Raw genomic sequence first — 14,099 nt, forward strand, 5'->3', positions numbered from 1 at the left:
GGGGGGGTGCTGTTTTTGGGTATCGCACCCCCGTTTCCCCTATTTCAGGGGTTTTCTTGAATACGAAAGGGTGGAATGGATGATAACGAAGGGTGTTATCGGGGGATAATGGCCGTTCAAAACCACCGGTGAGGTACGGTTTTGATACGCTTCGTGGCGTAGAAATAACCCTAGGCAGTTTTCAAGGGGGTTATTATGGCAGGCAGTCAAGGGCTGTTCACGCTCAAAGAGGCCGCTTACCTGCGGTCTCTTCCGGCTGTGAAAGAGGTGAGTGCCACTCGCATCACCTATTCCGACCGATTCAAGGTCGAATGCGTACGCCGTTACCTCAAGGGGGAATCGGCCCGCAAGATCTTCCGCGATGCGGGGCTCGATCCGTCCCTTATCGGGGCGAAGCGCATCGAACGTTGCATTGCACGCTGGAAGACCACCAAATCCATTGTCGATGAAGCCGCAAGGATCGATGCCAACGCCAGTGGCGAAGACGGCGTCGATACCGCTGCCTCCGGGCGGGTGGGGTGCATCGATGCGAAATCCGTGCTTGATAGCTACGACATCGCCAACGCGGCGTTCGCAGCGATCAGCACCAGCAAATCCGGTCGCGAAATGTTCGACGTGCGCGACTTGATCATCTACCAGCAGGTGCAGCAGATCACCGCCCTGCAAGAGAAGGTGGCCGAGTTGCAGCGTCGCATCGAACATTTGACCGATGTCGCCGCTGCCAGGAATGTCGCGACCGAAACCGCGGCGGCGACCGACTGAGGGGACTGACAAGACCAGGTTGGTAGATGTGCGAACTGCGGACATGAGGCGAGCCTGTAGCCAACCAATCCAAAAGACGACGGGTAGTAGCGGTAAGTGAAGCGGCCGCTACGCCCGTCGTCTTTTGTTTGACCTGTGCGGGGTGGTCGGGCATCTCCACCTACAATGGTGGGTATGGCATCTAAAGGAAAACCCTCACCGAGGTCGGCGGTAAAGCCCTTAAGCGACGCGCAGGTGGCGAAACTGGCGGCGGCACATCATCTGGTCGATCCCACCCGTGACTTTCCGACCGGACCGCGAACGGCCAATACGGCGGAAATCGAAGCGCAGAATCCCAAGGCTACGCACCGGCTGCTGACCGGCTGCGACGTGGTGCTCCGCAACCGCAGCAAGGTGCGCGCGTGGGGGCTTGAGCATGTGCCGGAAACCGGTCCGTTCATCACCGCGGCGACGCATGTGACCATGTACGACGTGTTCGTGCCGATGGTCGGCCTGTTCCATCAGGGACGCCGCCCCCGTTACATGGCGAAAGCCGAAATGGCGACCTGGCCGCTGATCGGCAAATGGTTCCAGCTGGTCGGCATGCAGCCCGTGCAGAGACGTTCAGGTAAGGCAAAGGCCATCGAAGAGACGTCGATCGAAATTCTGACCTCCGGACGACCGCTGACCGTGTGGCCGGAAGGCACCGTGACGCGCGACCCCCAGAAGTGGCCGATGAGCATGAAGAACGGCGTGGGCGTGATAGCGCTGGAATCCTCACGCAGACTCGGCTACCAAGTACCGCTGTTCTGCTCCGTGACGTGGGGTGCGGCAAGCATCAACCACTTCTGGCCGTGGCCGCGCAAGAACGTGGTGATGTGCTACGACGCGGCGCTGGATTATGCGGATCTGCTGGAGGGCTCTTCCGAGTGGGGCGAGAGCGTGCCGGAACACCTGGCCGATGAGCTGACCCGCCGCATCCGCGTGCGCATGACCGAAATCATGGCCGAAATCCGCGGCGAGCAAGCACCTGACGGCTATTGGGACTACCGCACCATGAGGCGCGTGAGGGAGTAAGCGGGGCTCACCTTTGCCGGCGCAAACGGCGGATTCCATACCGAGTCGGCTGTAGCATAGGGGAAGCAACGTTGAAGGCGGTAATCCGCGGGAGCGATCCAAGGAGCGAAACAATGACGAACGTGACGGTACTGGGCGCAGGTGCTTGGGGAACGACCTTCGGCCAGGTGCTGGCCGACGCGGGCAACAACGTGACCATGTGGGCCATCGAGCCGGAAATCGTGGAAGGCATCCGCGACCACCATCACAACGGCGTGCGCCTGCCCAGCGTGGCGGTGCTGCCGAGCAACATGACCGCGACCGGCGACCGGGCCGAGGCCGTGCGTGACGCCGACATCATCATCGTGGCCATCGCGGCGCAGTTCGCGCGCGTGGCCTTGCAGGAATTCAAGGACCTCATTCCCAAGACGGCGCTCGTGGCATCGCTGATGAAGGGCATCGAACGTTCCACGGGCAAGCGTATGGACGAAGTCGTCACCGAAACCCTGGATTTGCCGGCGGAACGTTTCGCGGCCATCTCCGGACCGAACCTGAGCAAGCAGATCGCCGACCGCGAACCGGCCGCCACCGTAGTGGGCTGCACCGACCTCGACAACGCCCGCACCATCGCCGCCGCCTGCTCCACCGACTATTTCCGCGCCTTCGTGACGCGCGACGTGATCGGCCTGGAAATGTGCGGATCGCTCAAGAACGTGGTGGCACTCGCCGTGGGCATGGCCCGCGGTGCCGGCTACGGCGAGAACACCGCGGCCATGATCGAGACCCGAGGCCTCGCCGAACTGACCGCACTGGGTGCGGCGGCCGGCGCCGATCCGAAGACCTTCGCCGGACTCGCCGGCGTGGGCGATATGATCGCCACCTGCGGTTCCCCACTGAGCCGCAACTACACGTTCGGCTCCAATCTGGGCAAGGGCCTGAGCGTTGAAGAAGCCACCAAGGTCAGCAACGGTGTGGCCGAAGGCGTGCCGACCACCGATGCGGTCGTGGTCTTGGGCAAGCAATACGGCGTGGCCACCCCGCTCGCCACCGCCATGAGCCACGTGCTCTCCGACGGCATCTCCTGCGCCCAGATGCTCTCCGAACTCTTCGATGAAGGCATCAGCGAAGAGTAAGAAGACGGAGTAAGCGGCGAATAGTATGCTGGTGTGGTAAACGCAAAGGCTAGTCAAAGGGCGGAACATGGCTAAGAAGCGCATTGTGGTGATGTATGGCGGCAAGGCCGATGAGCATTCGATTTCGTGCATCTCCACCGCAGGGGTGCTGCGTGCGCTGGATGTGGAGAAGTTCGAGGCGATTCCGGTCGGCATCACCAAAACCGGCCAGTGGATTGTCGACGGTGAGGATCCGCGCGGCTGGAACATGAGCGAAGGCATGCCAATCGTCAGGAAAACCGATACCGCCAAGGACGTGGTGCTTGACGTGGCTCTCGGCCAAGACGGTTTCTTCGCGCATGAGGCCGACGGTACGCTGACCTCCCTTGGCCATGTGGACGCGGTGTTGCCGGTGCTGCACGGCCCGTATGGCGAGGACGGCACCATCCAGGGTCTGTTCGAAATGATGAACGTGCCGTACGTGGGTTGCGGTGTGTTCGCCTCCGCCGCTTGCATGGACAAGCACTATACGAAGGTGCTGCTGGCTGCCGCCGGCATTCCGGTCGCCCCCGGCATTACGTTGGATGCACGCGATTACGATGCAGCTTGCGCATTTGCCGCAAACGGCGAAACGATGTTGGCCGCGGTACAGGCTGTGGGATTGCGGTATCCGCTGTTCGTCAAGCCGTCCCGTGCCGGTTCCAGCTTCGGCGTGACCAAGGTGGAACGCGAGGGTGACGCCGCCGAACTGGTCGCCGCCGTATTCGAAGCGTCCCACCATGATTGGCGTGTGCTGGTCGAGCAAGGCATCGACGCTCGTGAGATCGAATGTGCGGTGCTGTGCCCGAAAGCCGGCGACGAACCGCGTGCCAGCTGGCCGGGTGAGATTGTGCTTGACAAGCGTGCCGGCGGCGACGATCAGTTCTACGATTTCGACAGCAAATACATGGACGCCGAGGCGAGCCATGTGGAAGTGCCTGCGGCCCTGCCTCAGGAGACGCTCGAACTGGTGCGTGAAACCGCGAAGAAGGCGTTCAAAGCGGTCGATGGCACAGGCCTAAGCCGTGTGGACACGTTCGTGACGGCCGATGGCAAGGTGATGGTCAACGAAATCAACACCATGCCGGGCTTCACGCCGATTTCCATGTATCCCAAGGCGTGGGACGCCACAGGCGTAAGCTATACCGATCTGATCTCCACCCTCATCGAAGGCGTGCTGGAGTAGTCGACCGGCGAAGTCGGCACGACAGGTTTACCGGAAATTTGCCGAAGTGACATGGAAATATTCCTAAATATTGCTTCGGCTTCACTGTAACGACAGCCCGGCGTTAATCATCATCGTTAAGTTCCTTGTTGTCAGTACGAAGAAAGACAACAAGGAAAGACATGATTTCTCTGCGTAAGTTCGCCGCCGGCTCGATCGCCGCCGTGCTCGCATTCTCCATGGCCGCCTGCGGCTCGAGCAGCAACAGTTCCTTTGAAACCAGCGGCAAGGCCGTGAGCGTGGACGAGAAGTCCGCCTCCGCCACCTCACTTGAAGACTTCGGCACCATGGACGATCTCGTGGCCGCCGCCGAAAAGGAAGGCGCGCTCAACGTCATCGCCCTGCCTCACAACTGGTCCAACTATGGTGAGGTCATCAACGGCTTCAAGAAGAAGTATCCGAAGATCAAGGTCAACGAACAGAACCCGAACGCATCCTCCAAGGAGGAAGTGGACGCCGGCAAGACCAACAAGGGCACCGACGCCGCCCCGGACGTGTATGATCTCGGCTTGGCGGTGGCCTCCACCAGCACCGACAACTTCGCCTCCTACAAGGTGCAGGCCTGGGACAAGATTCCGGACTCCGCCAAGGATAAGGACGGCAAGTACTACGCCGACTACACCGGCATCATGTCGATCGGCTGGAATGCCGACAAGTACGGTGACATCAACTCCATCGACGATCTGACCGATGCGAAATTCGCCGGAACCGTGGCCCTGAATGGCAAGCCCGCCGAAGCCGGCGCCGCATTCAACGGCTACCTGATGATCAACCAGCTTGCCGGCGGCGACATCGACAACCTGCAGCCGGGCCTTGACTTCTTCAAGAAACTCAAGGATTGCGGCAACCTTACCACCGTCGACGTGACCGATGGCACCATCGACTCCGGCCAGACCGGCGTGGTGATGGACTGGACCTACAATCAGGCCTCCTATCAGAAGAGCCTGAAGGAAAAGGGCGTGAACTGGAAGTACAAGACCTTCAAGAACGCGCAGGTGGTCAGCTACTACAACCAGGCCATCAACGTGGACGCCCCGCATCCGGCCGCAGCCCGCCTGTGGGAGGAATATCTGTACAGCGCCGACGCCCAGAACGAATGGTTCAAGGGCGGTGCCAACCCGGTTCTGCTCGACTCCATGAAGGAAGATGGCACCGTCGACCAGGACACCTTGAAGTCCGCCATCACCATCGAAGGCGATCCGGTGAGCTACACCAACGAAGACTCCACCCGCATCACCGAGTGGCTGCAGAACAATTGGGACAAGACCATCGGTAACTGACATGACCGCAGCTCTCACCTCAGGAGCTCGCGCCAACCGCGCGGGCTCCTCCGCCATCTCGCTTTCCGCGCACAAGCGTGAACTCGGCACCTTCGCCGTATCCATCCCGTTCTTCGCCTACACCGCATGCTTCCTGCTCGCACCGACCGCCATCGTGGTGATCGGCGCCTTCCAGGCGGCCGACGGCGGTTTCACCATAGCCAACTTCGCCAAACTGTTCGAAGCGAACACCATCGCGGCGTTCGCTACGTCGATTCTCGTATCGCTGGCATCCGCCGTGATCGGTGCGATCGTGGGTGCGCTTGCCAGCTATGCCTTGGTGATTGGCTCCAAACCCAACGGTCTGCTTCGCCGTATGATCTCCGCCATCTCCTCCGTGCTCGCCCAGTTTGGCGGTGTGATGCTTGCTTTCGCGTTCATCGCCACCATCGGCATCAACGGCATGGGCACTGTGCTGATCAAGCAACTGACCGGACTTACCGTGAACCCGAACTGGCTGAGTTCACTGCCGGGCCTGATCACCATCTACTGCTACTTCCAGATTCCGCTGATGATCATCATCTTCCTGCCTGCGGTCGATTCGATTCGCCCGCAGTGGCGTGAAGCCACCGAAAGCCTCGGCGGCAACACCTTCCAATACTGGACCCGTGTAGCCGGGCCGATTCTCGCGCCCCGTTTCATCTCCGCGTTCCTGCTGCTGTTCGCCAGTGCGTTCTCCGCCTACGCCACCGCGGCCGCGCTGTTCTCACAGCGCTCGATTCTTGTGCCGCTGATGATTCAGGGCGCGATGCGCAACGAAATGGATCCGAATCAGCAGGGGGTTCGCGCAAGTGCTCGCCTTCGCCATGATCGTGGTCGTAGCGGTGGTCATGCTGATGAGTCACGCCGTGGAAAAGAGGGCCGGACAATGGCAGTGAACGCGACACCGATGACGACGCAATCGCAGAAAACCGCATCACCGCAGGCAAAGCAGATGCCGCCGCAGCTACGTGCGGCCCGTGTGGCCAAGCAACGCATCATCAAAACCGTGATTCTTGGCGTGACGCTGCTGTTCCTGTTCGTGCCGCTCGTATCCATGTTTCTGTTCACCATTCGGCATCCGTTGTCGGGCAAGTGGAGTCTTGACCCGTGGATTGCCATCTTCACCGGCGACGGCAGTGCGCTCGGTGCGGATCTGACCACGTTGTGGAGTGGCCTCGGCACTTCGCTCGCACTGTGCGTGGTGACCGTGGCGATCATGCTGGCGTTGCTCGTGCCGACCATGGTGATCGTCCACATCCGTTCCCGACGGCTCGAACGCATCATCGAGTGGGTGGCCACGCTGCCGCTGACCATCCCGGCCATCGTGCTCGTGGTTGGTCTTGGGCCAATCTACCGATGGCTGTCGGCCGACGTACTCAGCACCAATCCGATCTGGCTGTGCTTCGCCTACGTGGTGCTGGTCATGCCGTTCGCCTTCCGCGCGCTTGCGGTGGGACTGAACTCCATCGATGTGAAGACGCTATGCGAGGCTTCGCGCTCGCTCGGCTCATCATGGCCACGCGTATTCTTCCGCGTGCTCATTCCGAACCTGTGGCAGTCGATCCTGTCCGCATCGTTCATTTCCATCGCCGTGGTACTGGGCGAATACACCGTCGCCTCACTGCTCGGCCGTATGAATCTGCAGGTCGCGCTTTATCAGCTTGGCCAATCCAACTCCCAAATCTCCACCGCAATGTCACTGTTGGCACTGTTGTTCGGCGTGATCCTGCTGGTGGCCCTCGATCTGATTTCCGACGCGATACGTCGATCCAAGGAAGGTGACAAGTAATGTCTCTTGCCGAACAGAAAGCGGTGGTGGCACATACCGCAGAAGCATTCACCGATGTCGAACCCGACGCCAACATGGTGACCGAAGCCGCCAAGGCCGTGCTCAAGGATTCCGAGGCGCGCGGTGGCGGCGTGCAGATGCTGGGCGTCGATAAGATCTACCCCGGTTCGAACGTGAAGGCACTTAATGATTTCAACTTGGAAATCAAGCCGGGAGAGATGGTCGTACTGCTCGGCGGCTCCGGTTGCGGCAAGTCCACTGCATTGCGCTCGCTTGCCGGGTTGGAGGACATTCAGGCCGGCCGTATTCTCGTCGGCGGCCAAGATGTGACCGGTGTGCCCGTCAACAAGCGTGACATGGCCATGGTGTTCCAAGCGTATTCGCTGTTTCCGCATATGACAGCCCTGCAGAACGTGGAATTCGGGCTGGAAATTCGAGGCGTGACCCGTGCGGAGCGTCGTCACCTTGCCATGGAGAAACTTGATCTGGTCGGTCTCGCGGACCAGGCCGGAAAGTATACGCAGCAGATGTCGGGAGGTCAGCAGCAACGCGTCGCGTTGGCGCGTGCGTTGGCCGTGAACCCGCGTGTGCTGCTGCTTGACGAACCGCTATCCGCGTTGGATGCCAAGGTGCGCGTGCAGTTGCGCGACGAGATCCGTCGCATCCAGCTCGAGGCGGGCACCACCACCGTATTCGTGACGCACGATCAGGAAGAAGCGCTTGCGGTGGCCGACCGGATCGGCGTGATGAACCACGGACGCATCGAGCAGATCGCCGACCCGCAGACGCTGTACCGTCGTCCGGAAACCGAGTATGTGGCGACATTCATCGGCTTGACGAACCGACTGCCGGGCATCTCCAACGGTGCGGAGGCGGTGGTGTTCGGACAACGTGTGCCGCTGCTGGAAGGTTCTCCCGCAAGGAAGGCGCCGTGGTATTGGTACGTCCGGAAAACATGACGATCGCGATGCATGAGGCCGGCGTTGCCGGATCAGGTTCCGGCGCCGGTGAAGTGGGACGCGTGGAGATGGTGCACTTCCTGGGGGCGCTGGCCCGTGTGGACGTGCGCATCATGGCAGCGGAATACCGCGGACTCGGTGGCGAGGATGGTGCGGCATTGCGCGTGACCGTGCAGGTGCCGGCCAACGAGCTGCCGTCCGGTCTGACCGTTGGCTCCGAAGTGATGGTCGCTCCGCGGCCCATTGCCGCGCTCGCCGTGTAAAAATGACGGGATTGGCGTCGATGCTCAGACTTTTGTACTAAAGTCCTGAGCATCGACGCATTTTGTTTCTCGTGAAGCCGAGGATGACCATGACTTTTCCGCAACAGCCGCAATACCCACCGCAGTATCCGCAGTACCCACCGCAGCAGCCGCAGTATCCGCAATATCCACAGCCACGGTCGCAATATCCTCAACAGATGCCGCCTCAGCAGCCGTACCCGCAACCGGCATCGCCTTATGATTTCCATGCATGGCTGAAGGACGCCAAACGCAACTTTTCACGGATCGGCTGGGGCATGTGCGCAATGGTCGTCGCGTGGGAAGGGCTCGCGGTCATCGTTTCGGCGCTGTTGCGCTCCACCGTACTGCAGCATGCCAGCAGCATGCCGAACTGGGCCATCTATCTGTGTTCCAGCATGCCTCTATACTGCGTTGCCATGCCGCTGGCTTGGCTGCTCATGCGCACTGTGCCGGCGTTGCCGACACGTGAATTCAGACTTGGGCCGAAGCGTTTCTTCATGTTGTTCGTCATGATACTGCCGCTCGTCTATGTGGCCAATATCGTCAGCGTCATACTTGCGATGCTCCTGTCAGGAGGAAGGGCGAACAACAACCTTGCGGACGTCGTCTCGCAGATCGACATCTGGAATGTGGTGTTCCTGGTAATCTGTGCACCGATCTTTGAGGAATGGATGTTCCGCAAACAGCTCATCAGCAGACTGCGCAGATACGGTGAGAAGACCGCGATCCTGTTCTCGGCATTGGCGTTCGCACTGTTCCATATGAACCTGTACCAGGCGCTGTATGCGTTCATGCTTGGCCTGATGTTCGGCTATGTGTACACGCGCACGAGCCGGTTGCGCTACAGCGTGGCCATGCACATGCTGTTCAATTTCAACGGGGGCGTGATCGCGCCGTGGGTGGCTTCGCGCATGGACGCGAAAACGTTGAGCATGATGTCTTCGAATGGCGCCGGTGCCGGCGCGCAGGTGGCCGGTGTGGTGCTTATCGTGATGCTGTACGGCCTGTGCATGCTGGGACTGATCATTGCGGGCGTCATACTGCTGGTACGTGAAGCCAAGCATCTGGAATTCTATACCGCGCCGGAAGAACTGCCGCGTGGTACCCGGGTCGGCACGGCGCTGGGCAATTCAGGCATGGTGGCGTTCATCATACTGACGGTGGCGTTGACCGCATTGACGCTCATCGCCTCCATGGTATGAATGGACGATTGGAAGGTATGCGCCTGAGCTAGAGGAGCGTTACTGCTCGTCTGTGGCGATGGCGCCATGCTCCAAATACTCGGCGTTGGCGATGGCGCGAGCTACGGCGTCGGCCATGGTCGAAAGCAGCAGATCGCTTTTTGCGAAGGCATAGACCATGCCTTCGATGCCATACGGCGAGAATCCGGTGAGCTTTACCTTTGTGGGGTATTGCGTATTCGCGAGGCCCTTCGTCTCCTTCTCGACGGCGGCGATGATGTCTTGTTCCATCTGATCGGGATCGATGCCGGCCTTCGCGGTGAACGGCACCTGCACCAGGCATTCGTTGATCGGATCGAGCTTTTCGAGCGAAGCGGTGTTCAGAATCGAATTCGGGATCACCATTTCATTGCCGTTGCGTTCCCTGACGATGGTCTGACGCCAGTTGATGTCTTTGACGACGCCTTTCGTGCCGGAAACGCTTACGTAGTCGCCGGGCTGGATCACATGGCCGAGCATCAGGCCGAAGCCGCCGATCACGTTGGCGATCGTGTCTTTCAAGCCAAGGGAGACGGCGAGACCGCCGATGCCGAGGGCGGTGAACAGGGTGGTCGGATTCACGCCGAATACCGGCTGCAGCACGGTCGCCACCGCCAGCACCCATACGACCACGCGCAGGATATTCACGAAGATCGAGGCGTTCGGCACCTGCGAACGGTCGAGAATCTTGCGTACCACGCGCGTAAGCGCCTTGTCGATGATGATGGCGATCAGCACGACGATGGCAAGGAATACGAGCTTCCCATAGTTGGACTGTAGCCATTTCCATATGATTTCAAGCGGATCCATGTGGCTTAGTCTAACGCACGCCGCATGGGCGTTGACGGACTAGAGTTGTGGTATGGGCAATGTCGTGGATTATGTGCGTTCGGAATTCCGCACATTCGGTGAGCTGGAATTCAGCAATGTCGATTCGCTGGTGCTTTCCGAACTGTCATACATGTGTCTTTCCGGACTGGTGCCTGCGTTCGAGGCGGCCAAATCAGTGGCGACCGTGCCGATTGCGCGGTTGCTGCGCGCCGAGGACTACCCGGCCATGTTCGCTTCGAATTCCGGCGATATGAACGATTATCGGCTTGCATTGCTGCGTGCCGTATGCGAATCGCCACGATTCCGCGGACTGCGCGTCGGCGAGTATGCCGAGCGTCTTGATACGTGCAGGGAACAGCAGTTCGCCGCGATGACATTCGATCTGGGTGATTGCCCGCATGCCGTGGCTTCGCCGGACTCCGATGATTCGGCCGATTCGTCGGCCGGCGCGGCGGGATTGCTGTATGTCGCCTTTCGTGGCACGGACGGTACGCTCGTCGGATGGAAGGAGGATTTCAACATGGCGGTGCGTTGCCCGGTGCCGTCACAGGAATCCGCATACCGATACGTGGATTCGATCATGGAGCGTTCCGCAGGATTCCTATCCGTCTCTTCGGCACCTGACATCATGATCGGCGGGCATTCCAAGGGTGGCAATATGGCCGCATATGCGGCCATGCTGGTCGCGCAGCATGATATCGAGGAATCCTGCGAACAGGCAAGGAATCTGGGATTGATGCCGGCGTTGGGCGGTACGGTGGTAGGCCGTAATGGCAGAATCCCAAGAATCTATTCGCATGACGGTCCCGGGTTGCCGCAGGCCATGGTGGATGGTCAGGCCTACCGTGCCATCAGCGGGCGAATCGACAAGACGGTACCGGAATCGTCGATTGTGGGCATGCTGCTGCAAACGTCCGCACACTATACCGTGGTCAAGGCCGACGCCATCGGCATCATGCAGCATCTCGGCGCGAGCTGGCAGGTGGCCGACGGTGCGTTCGAACGGGCGAGCGGACTGTCGGGCGGCGCGCAGGTCGTGAAGAAGACCATCGACACGTGGCTGGACACGGTAGGGCGGGAACGGCGCGGGCGGGCAATCGACCAACTATACGAAATCTTCGCGGCGGCGGGGTATGCGAATATCGCCGATCTGACCGCGAACTGGACGGATTCGCTGCCTAAGATTCTCGCCGCGGCCAAAGGCACGGACCGAGAGACCCGCGCGCTCATCCGCGACGTGCTCAAAGCCGTTCCCGCCAGTGCGGCCAAAGCCCTCGATCCGCGCTAGCGTGTGCGGGAATCGTGGCGGGACATGGATTCGCGCACACGTTGCATGATGCGGGAGTCCCGTACGGATGTCATGGTCGGGAACGCCTGAATCAGACGCTGCTGCTGCCAGCTCAGCACCTTGCGTGCGCGAGCCTCGGTGGCGGCGAATTTCTCGTCGAAGCGCTCGCGGCCGCGGGCCTCATATTGCGCAAGTTCGCGTTGCAGCTGGGTGATGCGGTTGTCGAAACTCAACAGGCCGGACAGCGTAAGTGAGATGTCGGTGACGAGTATGAGTGTGAAGATGATCGTCAGAATATCCAAGGTAAGCGGCTGCCAGGAATCAAGTACGTCGGAAACCCACGGCTGCACGTATTCCTTGACTACGGCCGCGCCGATGCCGAAAGCCAGGAATCCGTTCAGATAGATGCGTCCGTTGATATTGAATGGTTTGCCGGTGTAATCCCACAGTCTTATGTGGAACAGCTTTTCGATGGCCCACGATGAGAAATATTCCAGCGTGCAGGCCAGCATGCCGGAACTGAGGAACAATGCGATCGGATTGTCGACATCATGCAGCAGAACGATCACCGAGGCCGCCCCGAAGCCGTATATCGGGCAGAGCGGGCCGTTCAGAATGCCACGATCAACCCATTTTTTGCGTAAGACCAGATTCAAGCCGGTTTCCCATACCCAACCGACCACGCTGTAGAACAGCCACCACAGGAAAATCTTTTCAATCGCGAATCGCATATTCGCAGGTTATACCCTTCGCGATGGTTCGGTCGAATGGGGCGATTGTCTCGCCGAAAGATGAAAACCCTGCAGTGAGCGAGTGTCGGTTCGGTTCTACGCGGAAGATTGCTGGGAAAACGCTGAATATCGGGTGGTGGAGGGGAAAATCGACGCATAATGAAAGGAGTGCGATCACCGGGACGGCCATCGATAAGGGCCTCTATCGCGGACCGGCCTGATTTGGCAACGTCTCAAACGTCGGAAAGGAGCGGGGGATGGGCAACATCATCGACTATGCACGTACCGAAACGCGTAGTTTCGAAACATTGCCGTTCCGTGCGGCCGACGCGCTCGTGCTGGCGCAGCTCTCGTATGACGACGTACCCGAATGCGTGCCGACGCTTGACGAACTGTATGCGAGGTACAGTACGTTCGCCCGCCGAGTGCAGTCGTTCTCGTTCCGCAGGCCTATCGCATCGCTCAGAACGTTGCGGTTCGCACCTTTTCACGGAGTGACCATCGCGCATGCCGACGACGAGCTGCATCATGACCGTGCCGTGCCGGACCATGATGTCGAGAGCGTGGGGCTGATCGATCCTCAGATCACGCATGACTTCTACCGTGCGGTGGCGGCCAATCCACGTTTCGCGGACGTGGAGATGAGCGCGTTCTGCGAACAGTTCGACGGCGATGAACAGACGCAGTTCGCGGCGGTGACCTACCGGCTGCCGAACAATACGTTGGTCGTGACGTTTCGCGGTACCGATGATTCGCTGGTCGGCTGGAAAGAGGACTTCAACATGGCCTTCCGGTATCCGGTGCCGGCGCAGGTCTCCGCGGCGGACTATCTGGGCAAGGTGGCGCAGCTATGGCGAGGGCCGATCATCCTGACGGGCCATTCCAAGGGCGGCAACCTTGCCGTGTACGCCGCCATGAATGCGGAAGACAAGGTGAAGGACCGCATTGAGCACATCTACTCGCTTGACGGGCCCGGCTTCCCCGAGGCGGTGGTGCGCAGTTTCGAGTATGCGAGCGTGCATGAGCGGATCACCAAGATCGTGCCGGATTCCTCGGTGGTGGGCATGGTGCTTGAAACGCCGGAGCGTTGCATGGTGGTGAAGTCCGATGTGGACGGCATCATGCAGCATTTCGCGTTCTCGTGGCAGATGCATGGCGGCGAATTCGCCAAGGTCGAGGATGTGGCGAACAGTTCCGTGACGTTCAACAAGTCGTTGAACGGCTGGCTTTCGGGGCTTTCCGAAGAGCAACGGGAGCATGCCGTGGACGCGTTGTTCTCGGTATTGGCGGCCTCCGGGGCCGATAACATCTCCGGTATGGTGGCGGCCGGGCCGAAGGTGATTCCCGATATGCTCGGAACATATGTGGGACTCAGCGGCGAGGATCGGCGCAATATCAATCAGGCGCTGATGATTCTGCTGCAGGCCGCGCTGTCGCGCAATCCCAAGGTACAACGCAAGTAGTGGCGCGCTTGCTGCAGGGGAGGAATGCGGGAAATACGACACGCATCGGAGGAGTGTTGT

General features: G+C 60.1%; 11 protein-coding genes and 2 pseudogenes. 11 read left to right on the top strand and 2 right to left on the bottom strand.

The genetic code is table 11. The features are described 5' to 3' along the window. The first annotated feature begins 195 nt into the window (after positions 1-195). The 9 genes and pseudogenes from HMPREF1494_RS02640 (at position 196) to HMPREF1494_RS02680 (ending at position 9,708) form a co-directional block, all read left to right on the top strand. Positions 196-762, top strand: a complete 567-nt coding sequence (locus HMPREF1494_RS02640; protein ID WP_034519247.1) for an HTH domain-containing protein — start codon at positions 196-198, stop codon at positions 760-762. 174 nt (positions 763-936) lie between these two features. Beyond that, a complete protein-coding gene (locus HMPREF1494_RS02645; protein WP_033489142.1) occupies positions 937-1,818 on the top strand; it encodes a lysophospholipid acyltransferase family protein in 882 nt (293 codons plus the stop codon). 113 nt (positions 1,819-1,931) lie between these two features. Beyond that, positions 1,932-2,930: an NAD(P)H-dependent glycerol-3-phosphate dehydrogenase gene (locus tag HMPREF1494_RS02650; RefSeq protein ID WP_034519251.1), complete on the top strand. Its 999-nt coding sequence runs from the start codon at positions 1,932-1,934 to the stop codon at positions 2,928-2,930. 67 nt (positions 2,931-2,997) lie between these two features. Then, positions 2,998-4,134, top strand: a complete 1,137-nt coding sequence (locus HMPREF1494_RS02655) for a D-alanine--D-alanine ligase family protein (RefSeq protein ID WP_034519255.1) — start codon at positions 2,998-3,000, stop codon at positions 4,132-4,134. Positions 4,135-4,295: 161 nt separating this feature from the next. Next, positions 4,296-5,453 (top strand): ABC transporter substrate-binding protein, encoded by a 1,158-nt coding sequence (locus HMPREF1494_RS02660; protein ID WP_034519259.1) that lies wholly within the window; start codon positions 4,296-4,298, stop codon positions 5,451-5,453. Between the two features lies 1 nt (position 5,454). Further along, positions 5,455-6,370, top strand: a pseudogene (locus HMPREF1494_RS02665) (ABC transporter permease). 11 nt (positions 6,371-6,381) lie between these two features. After that, entirely contained in the window at positions 6,382-7,263 is an 882-nt protein-coding gene (locus tag HMPREF1494_RS02670; RefSeq protein ID WP_003845142.1) for an ABC transporter permease, read from the top strand. Continuing rightward, positions 7,263-8,485 (top strand): annotated as a pseudogene (locus HMPREF1494_RS02675) (ABC transporter ATP-binding protein). The gene HMPREF1494_RS02670 and the pseudogene HMPREF1494_RS02675 overlap by 1 nt, the downstream one beginning before the upstream one ends. Before the next feature lie 89 nt (positions 8,486-8,574). Then, a complete protein-coding gene (locus HMPREF1494_RS02680) occupies positions 8,575-9,708 on the top strand; it encodes a CPBP family intramembrane glutamic endopeptidase (RefSeq protein ID WP_034519325.1) in 1,134 nt (377 codons plus the stop codon). Positions 9,709-9,747: 39 nt separating this feature from the next. On the opposite strand, the gene HMPREF1494_RS02685 is transcribed toward HMPREF1494_RS02680, so the two are convergent. Next, on the bottom strand, positions 9,748-10,536 hold the full coding sequence (locus HMPREF1494_RS02685) for a mechanosensitive ion channel family protein (RefSeq protein WP_003842766.1): 789 nt from the start codon (positions 10,534-10,536) through the stop codon (positions 9,748-9,750). 52 nt (positions 10,537-10,588) lie between these two features. Here HMPREF1494_RS02685 and HMPREF1494_RS02690 point away from each other — a divergent pair, with 52 nt between their 5' ends. After that, entirely contained in the window at positions 10,589-11,845 is a 1,257-nt protein-coding gene (locus HMPREF1494_RS02690) for an Mbeg1-like protein (RefSeq protein ID WP_034519264.1), read from the top strand. Here the strand turns inward: HMPREF1494_RS02690 and HMPREF1494_RS02695 are convergent. After that, a complete protein-coding gene (locus HMPREF1494_RS02695) occupies positions 11,842-12,576 on the bottom strand; it encodes a putative ABC transporter permease (RefSeq protein ID WP_003837606.1) in 735 nt (244 codons plus the stop codon). The two genes, HMPREF1494_RS02690 and HMPREF1494_RS02695, sit on opposite strands and share 4 nt — an antisense overlap. A 257-nt stretch (positions 12,577-12,833) precedes the next feature. On the opposite strand from HMPREF1494_RS02695, the gene HMPREF1494_RS02700 reads away from it, so the two are divergent. Next, positions 12,834-14,039 (top strand): DUF2974 domain-containing protein, encoded by a 1,206-nt coding sequence (locus HMPREF1494_RS02700; RefSeq protein ID WP_003837604.1) that lies wholly within the window; start codon positions 12,834-12,836, stop codon positions 14,037-14,039. Positions 14,040-14,099 lie beyond the last annotated feature (60 nt).

Source organism: Bifidobacterium sp. MSTE12, assembly GCF_000513015.1.
Classification (GTDB): Bacteria; Actinomycetota; Actinomycetes; order Actinomycetales; family Bifidobacteriaceae; genus Bifidobacterium; species Bifidobacterium dentium.